Consider the following 19,578-nt stretch of genomic DNA (forward strand, 5'->3'; position numbering starts at 1 on the left):
CCATTGGCAGCTTTTTCATTAACATGTCAAAAGGAGATTTTATGCCCAACATACTAAGTAAACCAGATATTGCAAAAACTCTTTTTCAGTTGCTTGAACAGACATCCTTCGGCAGGCAGCAGACAGAGAACTATATTAACCGTTTGTTTGAGAGCTTTAAATGGGAAGGCGTTCCATATGTAGAGAGTGAAGATGATGCATATATAGTTCGTATATACGAGCGTGGCATGGTCATGCTGGAAAAAAGAATGAAAGAGACGGAAGAAGTAATTTACTGGCTGCTGGAGGATATCATTTTTACGGCGGCGCATGTGGAATTGCTGAAACGATATGGTGTGGATAATAAACAGACACACTTGAATTACACAAACGCAGTGACGCAAGAATTGACCCAAAGTGTTGAGAAGGCTTTCCAACAGCTTGGTGATCCTTACTTGTATTGGCATCAGACGGGTAAACGGCAGGATCTGGAGAGGTTGGAACCAAGGAAGAAGAGGTAATGCATACTTGCCCTTGCAATGATATTAACGTTCGGCTATACTGGCTATAAATTGAATACATGAATTACGTTGATAGAGCGCAGTAGCGGCTTTGTCCCTGTTACAGAAAGTCAGGGGTTGATGGAACCTGATACATACAAGGGCTGCGAATTACACTCTGGAGTACTTGGGTAATGCCAAGCGGAATGGCAAACGATATTTTGCTTAAAGCGGTATGGACAGCGTGTGAGCTGTTGTCTGTGCAAGTTGGGTGGTACCACGGTTATGATAATCGTCCCTATGTCTATTGAAGACAAGGCGGCGATTTTTTTGTGTCCAAAAAAAGCCTCACCCGGTGTAGCTGCTTGTGAATTAACGTAGATCATGGCCTAATACCAATGCATAGAGAAGGGGTTGTTTGTGATGAATATTATTGATGAACTGAAGTGGCGCGATGCCATTAACCAACAGACGGATGCGGAGGGTCTGCGTGAGCTGACCGAGACAACGTCGGTTTCCTTGTACTGCGGGGTTGACCCTACCGGAGACAGCATGCACATCGGACATTTGATTCCGTTCATGATGCTGAAACGTTTCCAACTGGCTGGCCACCGTCCAGTGATTCTGATTGGTGGGGCAACAGGTACTATTGGTGATCCAAGTGGTCGTCAATCGGAACGTTCCCTGCAAACGTTGGAAGAAGTACAGGCCAATGTGGACGCTCTGACTGCACAAATGAAAAAGCTGTTTGTAACGGATGGCGACAATCAGGTACGTATGGTCAACAACTACGACTGGACACACAAAATCAATGTGATTGAATTTTTGCGTGACTACGGCAAAAACTTTAACCTCAACACGATGCTGGCTAAAGATGTGGTTGCAAGCAGACTGGAAGACGGAATATCGTTTACCGAATTTTCCTACCAGATTCTCCAATCGCTCGATTACCTGCACCTGTTCCAACATGAGGATGTACAGCTGCAAATCGGGGGTTCCGATCAATGGGGCAACATTACAAGCGGTCTGGACCTGATCCGTAAAAAAGAAGGGCCAGAAGCCAAAGCTTATGGTCTGACGATCCCGCTTATGCTCAAAGCAGATGGAACGAAATTCGGTAAATCTGCGGGCGGGGCTATCTGGCTTGATCCGAATAAAACGACTCCATTCGAATTCTACCAATTCTGGGCGAATACGGATGACCGTGATGTAATCAAATACCTGAAATACTTCACGTTCCTTAGCAAAGATGAGATTGAAGCTTTGGCTGAGAAGGTAGAAACGGAGCCGCACAAGCGTGAAGCACAAAAGGCACTTGCTGAAGAAATGACGAAATTTGTTCATGGCGACGAAATGCTGGAGCAGGCAAAACGCATTACTGCAGCACTGTTCAGCGGAGACATTCGTTCCCTTACGGCGGACGAAATCGAGCAGGGGTTTAAAGAAATGCCGACCTTCGAAACCGATGGTGAAGCGAAAAATATTGTAGACTGGCTTGTGGATCTTGGTCTGGAGCCATCCAAACGTCAGGCGCGTGAGGATGTCACCAAAGGGGCCATCTCCATGAATGGTGAGAAAGTGACAGAGCTGGAATTCACGGTCTCTGCAGAGCACGCCATCGGTGGTAAATTCATCATTATCCGCAAAGGCAAGAAAAACTACAGTCTGGTTAAATTGAAGTAGTCATAGGAGTGCAGTATGAAGCTTGGGAAGATCGTAGAGAAAGTTGTATCTTCCCAAGCAACACAAAAAAAGGACCGTCCCCAGTCATGTCATTGACATCATGGAGATGGTCCTTTTCTACATGCCATCCGCAAATGGCTTATTAGTTATTAATTTATTGATTCACAATCGCTGTGATCTCTTCATCCAGATCCAGTCTTACATTCTCACGGTAAGCCCGAATGTCGTATTCACTGTGCAGGTAGCGCAGGATCGCTTCGATCATGTTAGATTCGACCAGGTACTGACTGCGGCCTTGAATCCAGACTTCAGCCGAATAACCCGTATCTTCTTCCCAGCTCAGTTCCACGTTGACATCGGTTGGGCGAACACCCTTGCGTTCAGCCATGTGAATACAGATCGCGTTTACAATTTCATCCATGCTCAGAACCATAGAGATTAGTACCGTCCGTTTCTGTTACGGTCATCATCGTCACGATCATTACGGCGGTCATAACGACCATCTGCAGCTGGTTTACGGCGATTCGTAATGGCTCTGAACAGGGCCATTGCTAGCATCACGATCAGCATAATTGCAGCTACGTTTACGAGCAATCCAAGAATGTTACCCAGAGCGCCCATGCCACCGAACAATCCGCCGAACATCATACCAGCAAGACCGCCCAGCATCATACCTTTCATAAATCCACCGCCACCGCCGAAGAATCCGCCACGGTTGGTAGTAGCTGCTCCATTGCTGGAGTTATTATTTGTATTTGATTTGCTCACATTACTGTTGGAATCGGATTTCTTAGGAGTGTTGGTATAGCTTTTTGTTCCCGATTTGAAACCGCCACCACGTCTAGCGTCAGCAGAATCCGGATTTGCGACTCCGACTGTTGCGAACAGCAATGTAAAGGCCATGAAAACCATCATGAGATGTTTAATTCCGAATTTTTTCTTCATTGTAAAGATCGTAACCCCCCGATTAATTTGTTTGATTCGCCCAAAAATGGGCCTTACTCAAGTAATACGGTCAACTTGCAAGGAACGTTTCAAATTTTGTTTATTTTTCTGAAATACTTGGACAAGGGTCCTGAATTGCGGCTTGGCCATCGAGTAGTTGGGTTACCCAGTTACACCATTCGATGCCTGTTTGTGCATTCATTAACCCTTTTTGTACCAGAATGTAACTTCCGAATTCCCGGCTGCCTACTCGCAAATTATCCTGAGGGATGCGGGACTTCAAATCTTCGAAATAACGGATGCGTTCCATAAACCAGTTTTTGCGCTCATTCAGAATGCGTCTCATGCTTCCGTCTTCCGCAATGCCGACACATAAAATGCGTAGATTGAACTCGTCGCGCGTAACCGGAGCGGTAACGGGAGTGATCATCCATCCCAGCAGTTTTTCAATACCTTTCTCCGTGACTGCATACATTTTCTTGTCTGGTTTGTCAGACTGTTGTACCCAGCGGGAGGCTAAAAGCTCATCGTTTTCCATTTTGGAGAGGAGGGGATAGATCTGACTGTGTTTGGCCTGCCAATGTGGCTGAATTCTCAGCATTAGATCATAACCTGATGACTCCTCGCGGGTAAGAAGCCCGAGCAATCCGTAGGAAAGTATGTTCATGCACATGTCTCCTTAATATTAGGGCTGGGTCAGCGAAAACAATGCAAATTGTTCTCATTGACCGCTTTCATAAAAGTGTACACTGAAACTGTATGGTTTGACAACCTGACAGAACAACTGCCTCAATTTAGACAAAAAAAAGAGTGCGGACCCTGAGGTCCGCACCCAAAACCATTTAGAGAGATGTCTATTGCGCATACCCATCTGCGACAAGATCAAGTTCGCCCGTGTAGGAGTCGATGACCATGCCGTGAACGGGTACATTGGGTGGAAGCAATGGATGTTTCTTGATTACGTCCACAGTACCTTTTACCCCTTCTTCAACACTGTCAAACCCACGCAGCCACTTTTGTAAACGTATGCCCGAGTTCTCCAATGTGCTCATGACTTCCTCGGAAACACCCCGTTCAACCATATGTCCAATCATGGTCTCCGCGTGCAGGGAGGCCATACCGCATTCCGTATGTCCAACAACCAGTACTTCATCGGCACCAAGCTCATAGATGGCTACGAGAACACTACGCATAACAGACCCGAAAGGTTGAGAAATGATTGCGCCAGCGTTTTTGATGATTTTCACATCGCCATTTTTCAGGTTCATGGCCTTGGGCAGCATTTCCACCAGACGAGTGTCCATACAAGTGATGATGACCATCTTTTTGGTTGGAAACTTGCCTGCCGTATACTTTTCGTATTCTTTAGTCTCGACAAATGATTTGTTGTAAGCCAGAATCTCTTGAATGTTGTTCATGTCTATTGCCTCCTGTTATCCAATACGATGAGCACGGCCACTTGCATCAAATGCAGCTTGTCCTACGCCCTTTGGTTTTTTATTATACCACGGTCAGCAAATTGCATTATTCCTCGGTTTGGAGGAATAATGCAATTTGCATCTGTTAAAAGTTGATTATACGCATTGCAAAAAGTATCATCAATAGGGAGTCCAATATTTTTTTTGAAGAGGTGAACATTAACCATGGAACAACAAACACAGGAACAGCTGGAATCCTTCCGTAATCTGGCTCGCAAAATTAAGAGTTATCATGAAGCCATTGGTTTGCTTCACTGGGATTTGCGCACAGGTGCGCCCAAAAAAGGTGTCCCGACACGTTCGGAAACACTTGGCATGCTGTCGACCGAAGCATTCAAACTGCAAACCTCGGCTGACATGAAATCCTACCTGGATACATTAACAACACCAGCGGTGCTGGAACAGCTGGAAGATATCGATCGTCGTCAGGTGGAAGATTGCCAGAAAGAATATAATCGCAGTCAGTCCGTACCACCGGAAAAAGTACAAGCCTATACTGTACTTACCGCCAAATCGGAAACGGCTTGGGAAGATGCCAAACATAATAGCGATTTTGCAGGTTTCTCGCCCTACCTCACCGATATTGTAAAGCTAAAACAAGAGTTTATTGACTACTGGGGTGTGAAAGATACGCGTTATGATACCCTTCTGGACATGTATGAGCCTGAACTGACGGTAGAGAAGGTGGATGCGGTATTTGCCCGGCTCAAAGCCCGTTTGGTACCCCTGCAAGAGAAGATCAACGCGTCGGCCAACAAGCCAGAGACAGAGTTCCTGAACCAGTTGTTTGACAAGGATCAACAGGAAAAATTCAGTCTGTTTATTCTGGGACAGATGGGTTACGACTTTGAAGCCGGCAGACTCGATGAGAGTGTTCACCCATTTGCAACGGGCCTGAATCCAGGAGATGTGCGGATCACGACAAATTATTTGCAGGATGATGTGACGAGTGCGGTCTTCAGTTCTCTACACGAAGGCGGACACGCCCTGTATGAGCAAAATATTGACGACAGCCTGGCTGGTACCCTTCTTGCCGAAGGAACGTCGATGGGTATCCACGAATCCCAGTCGCGTCTTTGGGAAAATATGATTGGCCGCAGTCTTCCGTTCTGGACACGATATTATAAAGATTTGCAGCAGCACTTCCCACAATTAAACGAGGTTGAGCTGGAAGATTTTTATCGGGCAATTAACCGAGTTGAAAGCTCTCTGATCCGGATTGAAGCCGATGAGCTGACGTACAATCTGCACATCATCATTCGTTATGAAATTGAGAAAATGCTCTTTAACGAAGGTCTGGAAGTTAAGGAACTGCCGGAAACCTGGAATGCTAAATACAAGGAATATCTTGGTGTTGTGCCGCCGAATGATGGTCTGGGTGTGCTTCAGGATGTTCACTGGTCGGGTGGAGACTTTGGTTACTTCGCATCATACTCGCTCGGCAATATGTATGCTGCACAGATTCTACATACACTGCGCAAAGAAATGCCGGAGTTCGATGCCTATATCGCCGAAGGTAACCTGATTCCCATCAAGGAATGGTTGACTGACAAAATTTATCGTTATGGCAAAAGCCGTACACCTTCCGAACTGATTGTGGCCGTAACGGGTGAAGAGTTGAACCCGGACTATTTGGCCGATTATCTGGAAGCGAAATATGCCGAGATTTACAAGCTGTAGAACAGCTGTAACATCATCATCAAACTCTTGAAGAGCGGGGCATCATTGCCTGGCTCTTCTTTTGCATGCAAGTTCTTAACCTTTTGCTGGGCATCAGCATATCCATAGTAGAGAGAACAGCTGAAACCAGTTAAGGAGGGAAATATCATGAAATACACGCCCTGGTTCATCCGGGCCATCGTCATTTTGCTCATTATCATCGTGGCTCTCACCAGCTGCAATAAAGATAAGGATGAGACCAAAATTACGATTGGTGAGGTCACACGTTCAGTGTTTTACGCACCTGAGTATGTGGCCGTGGCCCAAGGTTTTTTTGAGGAACAGGGGCTTGAAGTGGACATTCAGACGACGGCTGGCGGAGACAAAACGATGGCTGCATTGCTTGCAGGTTCAGTAGACATCGCGTTGGTCGGAGCAGAGACGTCCATTTATGTCTATCAACAAGGCGCAGAAGATCCCGTCATTAACTTTGCCCAGCTTACACAGACGGACGGAACGTTTCTGTTTGCCCGCAATCCCGAAGGTGAATTCAATTGGGATCAACTGAAACAGAGTACATTCCTCGGACAAAGAAAAGGCGGCATGCCTCAAATGGCAGGCGAATTCACGCTGAAAAAGCATGGCATTGATCCGCAGAATGATCTGGAATTGATTCAAAATGTGGATTTTGCCAACATCGCCTCTGCATTTGCTTCAGGTACGGGGGATTATGTGCAGCTATTTGAACCTCAGGCCTCCATCTTTGAGAAAGAGGGTCGCGGCAAGGTGGTAGCCTCGTTTGGATCGGAAAGTGGTCATCTGCCTTATACGGTCTTCATGACTAAACAAAGCTATATCAACGATAACAAAGACATCGTTCAGAAGTTCACTGACGGCTTGCACAAAGCACAAGTTTGGGTGGATTCCCACACCGCTGAAGAGATCGCTGAAGTCATCAAACCTTATTTTAAAGATATCGATCCGGCCATTCTGGTAAGCAGTGTGAACCGTTACAAGGAACAGGGCACATATGCAACCGATCCAATTATTGATGAGGACGAATGGAATAACTTGTTGGACGTCATGAGTGCTGCGGGAGAACTGAAACAGCGTGTGGATTCTCATACGATTGTCGATAATTCCTATGCAGAACAAGCAGCAACGAAGTAACCAGGTATTCGGGAAAGGACGTGAGCATGCATGCCTGAATCCGAAACGGTGATCAGACTGGAAGGGATTTCGCAAGTCTATGTCAGCGAGCGTGAAGCATCACTGGTTATCGAAAATTTGAATCTTCAGGTCGACCAAGGAGAGTTCGTTAGTCTTGTTGGCCCAAGCGGATGTGGTAAAACGACATTGCTGTCGATCATCGCCGGGCTGCTCACACCGACCGCAGGCGAGGTCAAGGTTAAAGGAAAACGCATTGAAGGTCCGTCTGCCCAGATTGGCTATATGCTGCAACAGGATTATCTGTTTCCATGGCGTACCATTTTGGATAATGTCCTGATCGGACTTGAACTGACAGGTGCGCTCAATGAAGAGAGTCGCGAGCGCACACGTGAGCTGCTGGCAGGTATGGGTCTAGCTGGAACCGAAGCCCAGTATCCTTCTGAGTTGTCCGGAGGAATGAGGCAACGGGTAGCTTTGGTCCGTACACTGGCTACGGACCCTGGGATACTGTTGCTGGATGAACCCTTTTCCGCACTCGATTATCAAACCAAGCTGCAACTGGAGGATCTGGTCTCGGACACATTGAAGAAATCCGGCAAAACCTCGGTGCTTGTCACCCATGATCTGTCCGAAGCCATCGCCGTCAGTGACCGCGTCATTGTGCTTGATCGTAATCCGGGCCGCATTCGAAAGGAGTTTATCATTCCCGAAGATTTGCGAAACGCACAGCCTTTTCACGCGAGGGAGCAGCCAGGGTTCAATGAGTTGTTCCAGGCGTTATGGAGTGAACTGGATCAGTCCGGAGGAGGTGAGAAGAACGGGTGAATCAGACGAATCAGAAGCAGGAAATGCGTGATGATTGGATGAGACAGCTGCACCAAAGTCATATTCAGCAGGTTGCCAGATGGCGACATAAAGTGCTGGCGGTGCAGCTGTCCATGCTGGTGTTTATGTTTTTGCTGTGGGAACTGGCGGGAAGATTGCGCTGGATTGATGTGCTTTTGTTCAGTTATCCCAGCAAAATTTTCAATCAGATCTGGAAGGACATCGTCAGTGGAGAACTATGGGCGCATGTTGGGGTAACCGTTGGGGAAACGGCAGTCGGCTTTTTGCTGGGGACACTCGTCGGAACACTGCTTGCGGTTCTGATCTGGTGGTCTCCTTTTTTGTCCAAAGTGCTTGATCCCTATATGGTTGTGTTCAACAGCATGCCCAAAGTAGCGCTGGGTCCAATCTTTATTGTCATGTTTGGTGCAGGGTTTACGGCTATTGTCATGACGACGTTATCCATTACAGTCATTATTACCACACTGGTCGTGTATAACAGTTTTAATGAAGTAGATCAGAACTACATTAAGGTTATCCGTACGTTTGGTGGGGATCGTTCCGAGATTTTCAGCAAAGTGGTATTACCCGCTTCCTTTCCTGCCATTGTCTCTACCTTGAAAGTAAACGTTGGCATGGCTTGGGTCGGTGTGATTGTGGGTGAATTTCTGGTCGCCAAGCAGGGATTGGGCTATCTGATCATCTATGGATTTCAAGTATTCAACTTTACCCTTGTTTTATCGAGCCTGTTGATCATTGCGGCTGTAGCTACAGCGATGTACCAGCTCGTTGTATATGTGGAACGCAAGCTGCTGGCAGGACGCAGGTAATTCTGCAAAATATGCTTGTGCAAAATAGAATGCTTCATGATATGTATACAATTTCACAAGAGGTGTCACGTTGCCGGAACCCGTAAAATCAAGTACCATACTAATACGAATATTCCGCGAGTCCGGAATGAATGCGACGATTGGAGAAGAGGGCCTAGAGGCTTCCGTCGCATCAATCAAATTGCCAGCGTCCCTCATCCGGGGCGCGTTATTGTGACCGACATGCATAGGCATGTCGGTTGATGCCGTTTATGAGTGCAGCAGCGAAATTGATGTATGGTTCTTCCAGAATGATTCTTTTGAATATATAAGAAATGGTTTTTGGCAGGATGTGTAATACTAGGGATATGACATATGGCAAAACACGCTATCAAGCCTTGGACAAGTGCTTACCCGGATAGGTATGGCTCGCTGGCTTTGACATTTTTGCAGCTTAGGGGAGAGGAAGTTAGATGGGTTTTAGGGTAATTAAAACCGCAATAGCCGCGCTGATGGCCGTGCTGATTGCAGACTGGTGCGGCTTGCCCGGACCAACATCGGCGGGCTTGTTAGCCATACTAGGCGTTGATGTGACACGAAAAAGAAGTATTCGCACCATATCTGCGAGATTTTTCGCTTCCGTAGTGGGGCTTTTATTTGCAAGTGTACTTTTTCACTTTCTTGGCTTCCATTATTGGGTGCTGGCGGTCTACATACTGATTGCATTTCCGGTGATAGTTCGGGCCGGATTCAAGGAAGGCATTGTGACGGGTTCTGTCGTGGTTTTCCGGGTATTTGGCGGCGGCGAAATGGACGTACATGTGGTTTTGATCCAAATTGGGCTGTTGCTGATTGGTCTCGGTTCCGCGATGGTTGTCAATCTGGCCTATATGCCGGCAGCGGACCCGCAGATGCTGCGTATTCGCAAAAGAATTGATGAATTATTCTCGGTTATCTTCCAGGAGTTTGCAGCCACGCTGCGCAATCCGAATGAAGTATGGGCAGGGAAAGAACTGATTGAAGCCGACAAGGCTGTGCTGGGCGGCATTGAAGCAGCCAAACGTTCATTGGAGAATCAGGTCATCCACCCGAACGAGGGATGGAGTGTTTACTTTTATATGCGCAAAACGCAATTGGATTCCATCCAGCATATGATGCATCTGGTATCCCAGATCTATCAGAAGATGCCGCATGCGGAAATGGTATCGGAGCTGTTCGACCAGCTCAGTCAGGATGTTCTCACTGAATCTTACACCGGACGTACAGAAAAACTTCTCGCAGATGTGCAAGAAGAATTCAAGCGAATGGAGTTGCCGGATACAAGGGAAGAATTCGAGATTCGTTCCGCGATTCTCCAGCTGTGCCGGGAACTCGCGCTGTATCTGAAAATAGCCAAGAAGGACAAAGCACCATCTCCGGTATCGGACCGGTCCCAATCTACAAATGAATAATAGAAAATAGTTGTCACCCTAGACGGATGCCCTGCATACACTTGTAAAGAATGATTGTATGGAGGAGGTTTAAAGATGTCATTGAGTCATAAACATCAATGTAGAGAGATCATCACGAAGGCGATCTGCGGCAAAGGTCGTAAGTTCTCTACCGTAACACATACCGTGACTCCGCCACATGGTCCGACCAGTATTTTGGGGGCTTGGATTATCAACCACCAATATGAAGCCGTATCAGCGGGGGACGGAATTGAAGTTATTGGTACTTACGATATCAACATTTGGTATTCCTATGACAAAAATTCACAGACGGATGTAGCCAAAGAAACGGTGTCGTATGTAGAACATGTGCCTTTGTCCTATCTGGACCCGAAACACCGGGCCGCCACCGTAGAGGTATCTGCGGATGCAACGCAGGAACCTAGCTGTGTGGAAGCCACGGTGTCGGCAGGTGGAGGCAGCGTAATTATCCGGGTAGAACGGGAATTCGCTGTTGAACTGGTCGCCGAGACCAAAGTATGTGTGAAAGTGTGCACGGATGGCTGTGGGGATTACGAAGACAAGGATTATGACTACGGCAGTGGCGATGGAGATTATGATGATCTCGATCCCGACCTGCTTGACGATGAGCTGTAAGCTCAGCGATCCGGATTCATAAACTTAAGGTATCATATGCGCCGCAAGCGGCAGTGAAGAGGGCGTAAGCCCTCTTTTTTCATTTTTGGGCGAGTATCGGGAGGTGTGACAGGATGAATGTGATCGATGAGGCCGAGGAGGCGGTGCGCCGATATGAACGCATGCTCCCTCGTGAACGGGCAGATCGCCTAAAACGATCCGGGATTGAAGTGCTGGCATCGCAGGGCAGGCGTGACCGGGAGTTGGGTCTGCGTGTACGTTACGAAGTAGAGATATGCTGTCTGCAAGCGATTCGCATCAAACGTAGGGACACCAGTGGCATGGGTGGAGCACAAGAAAGTGTTTTGGATCGTGAAGCGGCATCATCGTTATTCAAACGCATTGAACGGCTTGCCACCAAAACATTGTATACGGTTGGATTGGATCACGGCGCTGTAAAACTGGAAGCGTCAGGTAAGAGTGGATGTGCTGTCATCTCGATTGACCCAAGGCCATGGAAGGGCATGACGGATCTCTCTGCCATGTACCGTGCAGGCTGGAAACAGCTTCAGTCCGAACTGAATGAAGAGCGGCATCGTAATGCACCCCCCATACTTGGAATGGACCCTGAATTCCTGCTTGTGCAAATGCCGGAATCCAAAATCGTGCCCGCCTCCAGATTTCTCGAACGAACAGGTGTAGCCGGCTGTGATTCCGTGACGATTAATGGACGAAGAATATATCCTGTAGCCGAACTGCGACCTGCCCCCAGCTCTGAGCCGCGCGAGTTATTGGCTCATCTGATGAGAGCCTTTGCGGCCGCATCCCGCAGCATTAGTGATCACTCGCTGATCTGGCAGGCAGGGGGAATGCCCCAGCGTGGCTTGCCACTGGGCGGACATGTTCATTTCAGTGGTGTTACACTAAACGGGGACTTGCTGCGCGCACTTGACAATTATCTGGCGCTGCTGCTTGCCGTTCTTCAGGATCCGCGAGGATCAGGCCGGCGTCCACGTTATGGGGCACTAGGTGATTTTCGACTGAAATCTTACGGTGGATTCGAATACCGTACGTTACCCAGTTTTCTGGTATCTCCTCTCGTTGCAAAAGGAGTTGTTGCTTTGGCTGGTCTTATCGCGAGAGGGTACCATCAATTGCGTCAACGTCCATTGGCGAAGGCTGTTATTCATACTGCTTTTTATGAAGGCAACCGTGATGTGATGCAAGCGCATATTCCGGCACTGCTGGATGACCTGACACAAATGGATGGTTATGAGCGTTATGAACCTTACGCTGCTCCATTAATTAGCCAGTTAAGACTGGGTAGGACATGGGACGAGAGTCGGGATATACGTAAACTCTGGAATATTCGAGCAGGTTCATGAAGAGTGGGCACTTTTTTGTTATAATGAGAAAAAAGTCGACTTTGATCATCGTTACGGAAGAAATGGAACAGCAACCTGTGAGGGAAGCGGCAGATGCCGAAACATGAGGCGGTGGCACGATTAAGGTGCCTAACCGCCTTATTGCTCCTTCCGGGAAGCTTCTCTTCCTGACAACAATGGAACGGATGGAGGATACTCATGGCTCAGTATACGCCAATGATTCAACAATATTTGCAAGTGAAGGCCGAAGCGCAGGACGCTTTTCTTTTTTTTAGATTAGGTGATTTTTATGAAATGTTCTTTGAGGATGCAGTTAATGCTTCCCGTGAACTAGAAATTACTTTAACAGCACGCGCAGGTGGGGGAGAAGATAAAATCCCGATGTGCGGTGTGCCTTATCATTCGGCTGACAATTACATACAGCGCTTGATTGAAAAAGGATACAAAGTAGCCATCTGCGAACAGATGGAAGATCCAACAGTAACCAAAGGCATGGTACGGCGTGAAATTGTACGAGTTATAACACCCGGTACGGTAATGGAAGGTAAGACATTGGGGGACAAGTCCAACAACTATATGGTTTGCCTGACAGGGAACCAGAACACACTTGCACTGGCTGCCTGTGACTTGTCCACAGGAGAGCTCTATGTGACGTCAGTTCCGTACTCGCAAGAGTGGCTCAAGGATGAGATTGGGATCTATGAACCTTCGGAACTGGTGGGGGATGCTGCCTTGCTGGATACGGTGGCTACCCAGGCATCTCCAATTGGCCGACCTGTGGTGTATACACCATGGACGAAGAGCAAAGAAGATTTGGTGCGTCAGCAATTCGGCGAAGCGGTATGGGCACGTCTGGAGCCTGAACGTCAAGCCTGTATAGCACGTCTTTTCTCCTATTTAAGTGAGACTCAGAAGCGTTCACTTGGCCAATTGACACAGGTTTCAACGTATGAGCCCGATCACTTTATGATTCTGGACCCCTTTACTCGGCGCAATCTGGAACTGGTGGAAACGGTACGTGAGCGTTCGAAAAAAGGTTCACTGCTCTGGCTCCTGGACCGCACAGAGACGTCCATGGGTGCCCGGATGCTGCGTCGTTGGGTCGATAAACCATTGCTGCAAAAAGGCAAAATCAATGAACGTCTGGAAGCGGTAGATACGCTGTATAACCAGTTTATATTGCGTGAAGACCTGCGTGCAGAACTCAAAGACATCTACGATCTGGAACGCCTGGTGGGGCGGATTGCCTTCGGTAACGCCAACGGCCGGGATCTGAATGCATTGAAGGTGTCACTGGACAAAATTCCGGGGTTACGTCAGTATTGTGCAACTTCGCCTTCCACGACGCTACAGCACATTGCTGGCATTATGGATGATTGCAGTGATTTGCGAGATGCAATTGGTCAGGCAATCGTGGATGAGCCTCCGGTTTCCGTGCGTGATGGCGGCTTAATTCGTGAAGGGTACCACGAGCGGTTGGATGAGCTCCGGGAAGCCTCCGTCAATGGTAAGCAGTGGATTGCTGAACTGGAAGCCAGAGAGCGTGAAGCTACAGGCATTCGCTCGCTGAAAATTGGCTACAACAAGGTGTTTGGATACTATATTGAAATTACAAAGTCGAATCTGGCTTCTCTGCCAGAAGGCCGTTACGAGCGGAAACAAACCCTTGCCAATGCTGAACGTTATATTACACCGGAGCTGAAAGAAAAAGAGACGCTGATTCTGGAAGCACAGGACAAGATGGTTGATATTGAGTACGGCCTGTTCGCGGAATTGCGGGAACGGCTTAATCAGGAGATCGCCAGACTGCAAAAACTGGCTGAGCTGGTCGCGGAGATTGATGTGTATCAATCCTTTGCCGTCATCAGTGCAGAGCGCAATTTCGTACGACCTACATTGACCGATGGTTACGATCTGGTCCTAGAACAAGGGCGCCATCCGGTAGTTGAAGCAGTGATGCGAGATGGAGCTTTCATTGCCAACAATACTGCGATGCAGAAGGATGAGGCGCGTATTCTGCTGATTACCGGCCCAAATATGGCAGGGAAAAGTACGTATATGCGGCAGGTGGCACTGATTTCGATTCTGGCGCAGATTGGCTGTTTCGTGCCAGCTGGGCAAGCTGAAGTACCGATAATGGATCGTATTTTCACACGGATTGGTGCGGCAGACGATCTCATCGGCGGACAAAGTACGTTTATGGTGGAGATGGCCGACATTCAGGTCATGACGGATAAAGCAACACCACGCAGCCTGATTATTATTGATGAATTGGGCCGGGGAACGTCTACCAGTGAGGGAATGGCGATTGCCCAGTCTGTCATTGAATATGTGCACGATATCATTGGGTGCAAAGCGCTGGTATCAACTCATTTCCATGAGCTTGCTCATTTGGAAGAGAGTTTGGACAAGTTGGCGAATTACTCGATGGCCGTTCAGGAGAGCGGGGACAAGGTTAATTTCCTGCGTAAATTGATCGCCGGGGCTGCCAGCAGCAGCTACGGAATCTATTGCGCGCGGCTTGCAGGTCTGCCGGACAGCATCATTGAGCGGGCGAATTGCTTGCTGCACGGTTTCGAACATGCGGCGGTTCAGGTTGCGGTTGGAAGTGAATTTGCCGGGCAGGACAAGCAGCAAACGGGTGATCATGCTCGAGCTGGAGAAGAGTTTCAGTCAACTGACCATTCGTCATTGATTCGGGAGCGGGAATCTGCGGAATCTGTCGAACTCACTGTTGCGACTGAAGATCCAGCACGGAAACAACTCGCTAATAAACCAACCAGCAAGCAGCAGTCAGTCTCCAAACATGCCGATGTGGTTCAACTGTCCATCTTTGGGGATGAAGAACCAAGTGTAACTCCGAAAACGGAGGTTGTTGCTCTTGATAAGCCTGCTAGGGAGTTTATTCGTAATATGAAAGATATTGATGTAATGAACATGACGCCGCTTCAGGCGATGCAAATACTGAATGATCTCAAATTAAAGGCACAGCAATTATCCTGAGTATAGGGGAGGGGAAAACCTGTGGCGAAAATTCATGTGCTTGATGAACATATTGCCAACCAGATTGCGGCAGGTGAAGTGGTCGAACGGCCTGCTTCAGTCGTTAAGGAGCTGCTCGAAAACTCGGTGGATGCAGGCGCCTCCAAAATTGATGTTACGGTGGAAGAAGGCGGACTGCTCCGCATTCGGGTCAAAGACAATGGTTCCGGTATCGAGCCGGAGGATATGGAGAAGGCCTTCTATCGTCATGCAACCAGTAAAATAGCTCATGGCCGCGATCTGTTCCAGATCACAAGTCTTGGATTCCGGGGGGAGGCCTTGGCGAGTATTGCGGCTGTCTCCAAAGTGGAAGTATTATCGGCCAGTGGGAATGACGGGCGAGGACGCCGAATCGTGATTGAGGGTGGCAAACTTCTTTCACATGAGGATGAGGCATCACCTCAAGGCACTGACTTTGAGGTGAAAGAACTATTTTTCAATACGCCGGCTAGACTTAAATATATGAAAACGATCCAGACTGAGCTGGGACATATCTCGGATGTTCTTTATCGCATGGCGATGTCTCATCCTAATATCTCGTTCACGCTGCGACATAATGAAAACACGCTACTTCAAACGTTGGGCAATGGGGATTTACTGCAAGTGGTTGCAGCGATCTATGGAACCAGTGCCGCCAAAGCGATGCTTCCCATTGAGGGGGAAAGTCTAGACTATCGTGTGAGTGGGCTGATCAGTTTGCCGGAATGGACTCGTGCCAATCGTGGAGGCATGTCAACCATTGTGAATGGACGATTTATTCGGAATTACGGACTCAACCAGGCTATTCTAAAAGCGTATCATACGCTGCTGCCCATTAATCGCTTCCCACTTGTCGTGGTGCAATTGGAAATGCATCCATCCCTGGTCGATGTGAACGTGCATCCGGCGAAGCTGGAGGTTCGTTTTAGCAAGGAAGCGGAGCTGTACGAGTTTGTGGAAACGACACTGCGTGGAATCTTACGTAAGGAAGTGCTCATTCCCCAGGTAACCAAGCAGCAAATCAGACGTGGAGATAATAGTTCCTTTATTCAGGAACAGTTTCTGTTCCCAAGAGGTCCTTTAAAGGACGAATCGGAATCTGCAGGGTATGGGCAACAGGGTCCATTAGGGAAAACTGCTGGCCTCGATAAAACGACTTCAGAGGACGATGATTTGGATGCTCCGGCTGATGTGGCTCCGTCTAATGTGCAATCAGTTCCTGATGGAGCCGGTGAGGGTCAGACGCTGCCGTTGCCTGAAGCCCCACCCGAGATACCACCATCCTATGATCCGTTCGGGATGTTGAGCGGAGATCTAGGATCTAATGTCCTGGAGCAAAATTATGGTCCTGACGAAAACTCCCATAGCGATCCAGCTGCTTCTACTGTGAGTGGAAGTACGGGTGCTAACGCAGATCGTGCTGCGAAAAGTGCATTACCTCCAACTGAAGATAAGGGGTTATCTACTTCACAGGCTCAGGCTTCTGCGTATCGTTCTAATTCGGTGAATTCTCCGGTTAGAGAAGGGCGTTCATCATATAATTCATCTGTAGTGGCTGCAAAAGGAGAGCGGAGCTGGAAGGCTCCAAGTTTACCGGACCCGGCAAGGCTGGCATCCGCCATTAAGTCGGATGTTTCCATGCCTGCGTTTCCCGAGCTAAGTCTGATTGGGCAGCACCACGGGACGTACTTGATTGCACAAAATCAAGATGGTCTATATCTGATTGATCAGCATGCAGCCCATGAACGGGTGAATTATGAATATTACTACGAGCAGTTTGGCAATCCGGCTCAGGCTTCGCAGGAGTTGCTGCTGCCCATTACACTGGAGTTCACACCATCCGAGACCGAAAAGCTCAAAACAAGACTGGCTTGGTTCGAGCAGGCAGGTGTCTATTTGGAACATTTCGGTGGGCAGACCTTCCGGGTGAGATCCCATCCGTTTTGGTTCCCTAAGGGGGATGAGAAAGACATTATTGAAGAGATGTCAGAATGGGTGCTGAGTGAACGTAGTATTGATGTTGCCAAGATGCGAGAAGCGGCGTCCATTATGTGCTCCTGCAAGGCTTCCATCAAAGCCAATCAGAAATTGACGGATCAGGAGGCGGAAGTGTTGATTCAGCGACTAGGTTCTTGCCGTCAACCATATACTTGTCCACACGGGAGACCGATTGTGGTGTCATTTTCAACCTATGATCTGGAGAAATTGTTCAAACGGGTCATGTAGCTATTTAGGAGGAAGTTATGTATATTACAACCGGTGAAAAGGAAGCAGGCCACCTTGTGGAACGTGCACGAAACCTGGCGGAAACAACAGGAGGGACCTATGTACCGCGCAAAAAAATGTCTTTGCCTGCACTGATTGCACATTATGGGATAGATGAAATTGTAGTTGTGCTTCAGGGGAAAGTTCGTTTGTTTCGTCCCGATTCACCGCTGCTTGAGTTTCACCCCAGTATGGGATTTGTACGAGCCAAACGTGTGTTAAACGGAGAAGCTGATCCGATGCTGGACGCGGGGGCGATCCTTGAAGGGGATACCGTTATCGATTGTACAGCAGGATTGGGCACCGATGCACTGGTATTCTCGGTTGCTGTAGGCAAAACTGGTAAGGTCATCGCCTGTGAAAGCTCCCTGCCACTGTACACGTTATTAGTAGAAGGCATGTCTCAGTATGAGAGCATTAAGCCTGCGGTAAACGAAGCTTTTCGGCGCATTGAGCTGCGGCATGCGAATCATCTCGATTTGCTGCGTTCCTTGCCAGACCGAAGCTGTGACACGGTTTATTTCGATCCGATGTTCCGTGAGCCAATGCTCGATTCAAGTGCCATTCAGCCTTTGCGAGATTATGCAAATCCAAGTGCATTGGATGAACAGAGTATTCTTGAAGCGAAAAGAGTTGCCCGCAAGCGGGTAGTTATGAAAGAGAAGCGCGGCAGCGCGGAGTTTACGAGACTCGGTTTTGAAGTGCACGACCGGGGCAATGCAAAAACACTGTACGGAGTGATTAATGTTGAAAGCGGAAGCTAAACCGAAGCTGCTTGTGCTGGTTGGACCAACAGCTGTAGGCAAAACAAGAATGAGTATTGAGCTTGCACAGGCGTTCAATTGCGAGATTATTTCGGGGGATTCGATGCAGGTATATCGCGAAATGGATATCGGAACGGCCAAAATTACTCGCGATGAAATGAAGGGTGTGCCCCATCACCTTATCGACATCCACGAACCGGAATACCCCTATTCCGTGGCGGAATTTCAGGAGAGCTGCACACGTCTGATTGGGGAAATCCATGAGCGTGGGAAGTTGCCTTTTATTGTTGGTGGTACTGGTCTGTATGTGGAATCGGTATGTTACGGCTTTCAATTCTCGGACAGCGGCTCAGATGAAGCGTTCAGGGATGAACAGTTCCGTTATGCAGAGCAACATGGCCCGCAGGCGTTACATGATAAGCTGAGGGTCATCGATCCGGTTAGCGCAGAGCGACTGCATCCGAATGACCAGCGCCGAATTGTCCGTGCACTGGAGATCTATCACCTCACAGGTGAGAAGCTGTCCGAGCAGCTGGCTTCCCAGAAAAAAGAGTCCCCATATGACCTGCTTATTGTGGGGTTGACAATGGATCGTCAGAAACTGTATGCCCGAGTGGAAGAGCGAATTGATCTTATGATCGAGCAGGGACTGGTAGATGAGGTTAAGTCTTTACTGGAGCGTGGCGTAGCGAGAGGACATATCTCCATGCAGGGACTCGGCTATAAGGAAATTGCGGCTTATCTACAGGGTGAAGTAAGCTGGGATGCTGCGGTGGAGTGGCTGAAAAGGGATACGCGTCGTTTTGCCAAGCGGCAATTGTCCTGGTTCCGGCATATGAAAGACATTGAATGGGTGGATATGACGGATACGGAAGATTTTGCAGGGAATTATGCCCATGTATGTGAGATGATAAAACGCAAGTTTGACTGAATATCGAAGGTGGAATTTGCCACCTATTAGGACTTTTGAACCTCTATCTTTTAGAAATAAAAGGTAGAGGTTTTTACTTTTTTTATATGAAATGACAT

17 protein-coding genes and 1 other annotated feature are annotated in these 19,578 nt (G+C 48.2%); of the genes, 13 read left to right on the forward strand and 4 right to left on the reverse strand.

The features are described 5' to 3' along the window. Positions 1-23: 23 nt before the first annotated feature. Together DC345_RS04520 and tyrS are read left to right on the forward strand one after the other, a co-directional pair. On the forward strand, positions 24-500 hold the full coding sequence (locus DC345_RS04520; RefSeq protein WP_146752106.1) for an Imm63 family immunity protein: 477 nt from the start codon (positions 24-26) through the stop codon (positions 498-500). A gap of 60 nt (positions 501-560) precedes the next feature. Then, positions 561-782: a binding site (T-box leader), on the forward strand. Between the two features lie 120 nt (positions 783-902). After that, positions 903-2,162, forward strand: coding sequence for a tyrosine--tRNA ligase (gene tyrS / locus DC345_RS04525; RefSeq protein WP_113052086.1), 1,260 nt, complete (start codon positions 903-905; stop codon positions 2,160-2,162). 154 nt (positions 2,163-2,316) lie between these two features. Here tyrS and DC345_RS04530 read toward each other — a convergent pair whose 3' ends face one another. The 4 genes from DC345_RS04530 to DC345_RS04545 form a co-directional block, all read right to left on the reverse strand. Then, a complete protein-coding gene (locus tag DC345_RS04530) occupies positions 2,317-2,595 on the reverse strand; it encodes a YxcD family protein (protein ID WP_024630486.1) in 279 nt (92 codons plus the stop codon). A gap of 5 nt (positions 2,596-2,600) precedes the next feature. After that, the gene (locus DC345_RS04535) at positions 2,601-3,107 is read right to left on the reverse strand and encodes a hypothetical protein (protein ID WP_090900138.1); all 507 of its coding nucleotides are present in this window, start codon (positions 3,105-3,107) and stop codon (positions 2,601-2,603) included. Positions 3,108-3,207: 100 nt separating this feature from the next. Next, positions 3,208-3,774, reverse strand: a complete 567-nt coding sequence (locus tag DC345_RS04540) for a PadR family transcriptional regulator (protein WP_113052087.1) — start codon at positions 3,772-3,774, stop codon at positions 3,208-3,210. 187 nt (positions 3,775-3,961) lie between these two features. After that, the gene (locus DC345_RS04545; RefSeq protein WP_113052088.1) at positions 3,962-4,525 is read right to left on the reverse strand and encodes a beta-class carbonic anhydrase; all 564 of its coding nucleotides are present in this window, start codon (positions 4,523-4,525) and stop codon (positions 3,962-3,964) included. Between the two features lie 225 nt (positions 4,526-4,750). Between DC345_RS04545 and DC345_RS04550 the strand changes: the two genes are divergently transcribed. From DC345_RS04550 to miaA, 11 genes are all read left to right on the forward strand, one after another. Next, the gene (locus DC345_RS04550) at positions 4,751-6,265 is read left to right on the forward strand and encodes a carboxypeptidase M32 (RefSeq protein WP_113052089.1); all 1,515 of its coding nucleotides are present in this window, start codon (positions 4,751-4,753) and stop codon (positions 6,263-6,265) included. 147 nt (positions 6,266-6,412) lie between these two features. Then, complete coding sequence (locus DC345_RS04555; RefSeq protein ID WP_113052090.1) at positions 6,413-7,414, forward strand: ABC transporter substrate-binding protein; 1,002 nt, start codon at positions 6,413-6,415, stop codon at positions 7,412-7,414. A 30-nt stretch (positions 7,415-7,444) separates the two neighbouring features. Next, positions 7,445-8,239, forward strand: a complete 795-nt coding sequence (locus tag DC345_RS04560) for an ABC transporter ATP-binding protein (protein WP_113052091.1) — start codon at positions 7,445-7,447, stop codon at positions 8,237-8,239. 38 nt (positions 8,240-8,277) lie between these two features. Continuing rightward, on the forward strand, positions 8,278-9,069 hold the full coding sequence (locus DC345_RS04565) for an ABC transporter permease (RefSeq protein WP_371121628.1): 792 nt from the start codon (positions 8,278-8,280) through the stop codon (positions 9,067-9,069). Between the two features lie 452 nt (positions 9,070-9,521). After that, positions 9,522-10,499 carry an aromatic acid exporter family protein gene (locus tag DC345_RS04570; RefSeq protein ID WP_113052092.1) on the forward strand — a complete coding sequence of 326 codons (978 nt, stop codon included), beginning with the start codon at positions 9,522-9,524 and terminating at the stop codon, positions 10,497-10,499. A gap of 75 nt (positions 10,500-10,574) precedes the next feature. After that, the gene (locus tag DC345_RS04575; RefSeq protein WP_076289080.1) at positions 10,575-11,135 is read left to right on the forward strand and encodes an outer spore coat protein CotE; all 561 of its coding nucleotides are present in this window, start codon (positions 10,575-10,577) and stop codon (positions 11,133-11,135) included. A 113-nt stretch (positions 11,136-11,248) separates the two neighbouring features. Then, a complete protein-coding gene (locus tag DC345_RS04580; RefSeq protein WP_258530554.1) occupies positions 11,249-12,499 on the forward strand; it encodes a putative amidoligase domain-containing protein in 1,251 nt (416 codons plus the stop codon). Between the two features lie 198 nt (positions 12,500-12,697). Beyond that, positions 12,698-15,502 carry a DNA mismatch repair protein MutS gene (gene mutS, locus DC345_RS04585; protein WP_113052093.1) on the forward strand — a complete coding sequence of 935 codons (2,805 nt, stop codon included), beginning with the start codon at positions 12,698-12,700 and terminating at the stop codon, positions 15,500-15,502. A gap of 21 nt (positions 15,503-15,523) precedes the next feature. Continuing rightward, positions 15,524-17,746 carry a DNA mismatch repair endonuclease MutL gene (gene mutL, locus DC345_RS04590; RefSeq protein WP_113052094.1) on the forward strand — a complete coding sequence of 741 codons (2,223 nt, stop codon included), beginning with the start codon at positions 15,524-15,526 and terminating at the stop codon, positions 17,744-17,746. 17 nt (positions 17,747-17,763) lie between these two features. Continuing rightward, complete coding sequence (locus DC345_RS04595; protein WP_113052095.1) at positions 17,764-18,549, forward strand: class I SAM-dependent methyltransferase; 786 nt, start codon at positions 17,764-17,766, stop codon at positions 18,547-18,549. Beyond that, complete coding sequence (gene miaA / locus DC345_RS04600; protein WP_113052176.1) at positions 18,533-19,480, forward strand: tRNA (adenosine(37)-N6)-dimethylallyltransferase MiaA; 948 nt, start codon at positions 18,533-18,535, stop codon at positions 19,478-19,480. Before DC345_RS04595 ends, miaA begins: the two co-directional genes overlap by 17 nt. The last annotated feature ends 98 nt before the right edge of the window (positions 19,481-19,578 follow it).

The sequence above is a fragment of the Paenibacillus taichungensis genome (assembly GCF_003287275.1).
Taxonomy (GTDB): Bacteria; Bacillota; Bacilli; order Paenibacillales; family Paenibacillaceae; genus Paenibacillus; species Paenibacillus taichungensis_A.

Coding starts and splice junctions, on each gene's coding strand:
- DC345_RS04520 (WP_146752106.1), top strand. CDS start 24: ATGTCAAAAGGAGATTTTATGCCCAACATACTAAGTAAACCAGATATT.
- tyrS (WP_113052086.1), top strand. CDS start 903: ATGAATATTATTGATGAACTGAAGTGGCGCGATGCCATTAACCAACAG.
- DC345_RS04530 (WP_024630486.1), bottom strand. CDS start 2,595: ATGGTTCTGAGCATGGATGAAATTGTAAACGCGATCTGTATTCACATG.
- DC345_RS04535 (WP_090900138.1), bottom strand. CDS start 3,107: ATGAAGAAAAAATTCGGAATTAAACATCTCATGATGGTTTTCATGGCC.
- DC345_RS04540 (WP_113052087.1), bottom strand. CDS start 3,774: ATGAACATACTTTCCTACGGATTGCTCGGGCTTCTTACCCGCGAGGAG.
- DC345_RS04545 (WP_113052088.1), bottom strand. CDS start 4,525: ATGAACAACATTCAAGAGATTCTGGCTTACAACAAATCATTTGTCGAG.
- DC345_RS04550 (WP_113052089.1), top strand. CDS start 4,751: ATGGAACAACAAACACAGGAACAGCTGGAATCCTTCCGTAATCTGGCT.
- DC345_RS04555 (WP_113052090.1), top strand. CDS start 6,413: ATGAAATACACGCCCTGGTTCATCCGGGCCATCGTCATTTTGCTCATT.
- DC345_RS04560 (WP_113052091.1), top strand. CDS start 7,445: ATGCCTGAATCCGAAACGGTGATCAGACTGGAAGGGATTTCGCAAGTC.
- DC345_RS04565 (WP_371121628.1), top strand. CDS start 8,278: ATGAGACAGCTGCACCAAAGTCATATTCAGCAGGTTGCCAGATGGCGA.
- DC345_RS04570 (WP_113052092.1), top strand. CDS start 9,522: ATGGGTTTTAGGGTAATTAAAACCGCAATAGCCGCGCTGATGGCCGTG.
- DC345_RS04575 (WP_076289080.1), top strand. CDS start 10,575: ATGTCATTGAGTCATAAACATCAATGTAGAGAGATCATCACGAAGGCG.
- DC345_RS04580 (WP_258530554.1), top strand. CDS start 11,249: ATGAATGTGATCGATGAGGCCGAGGAGGCGGTGCGCCGATATGAACGC.
- mutS (WP_113052093.1), top strand. CDS start 12,698: ATGGCTCAGTATACGCCAATGATTCAACAATATTTGCAAGTGAAGGCC.
- DC345_RS04595 (WP_113052095.1), top strand. CDS start 17,764: ATGTATATTACAACCGGTGAAAAGGAAGCAGGCCACCTTGTGGAACGT.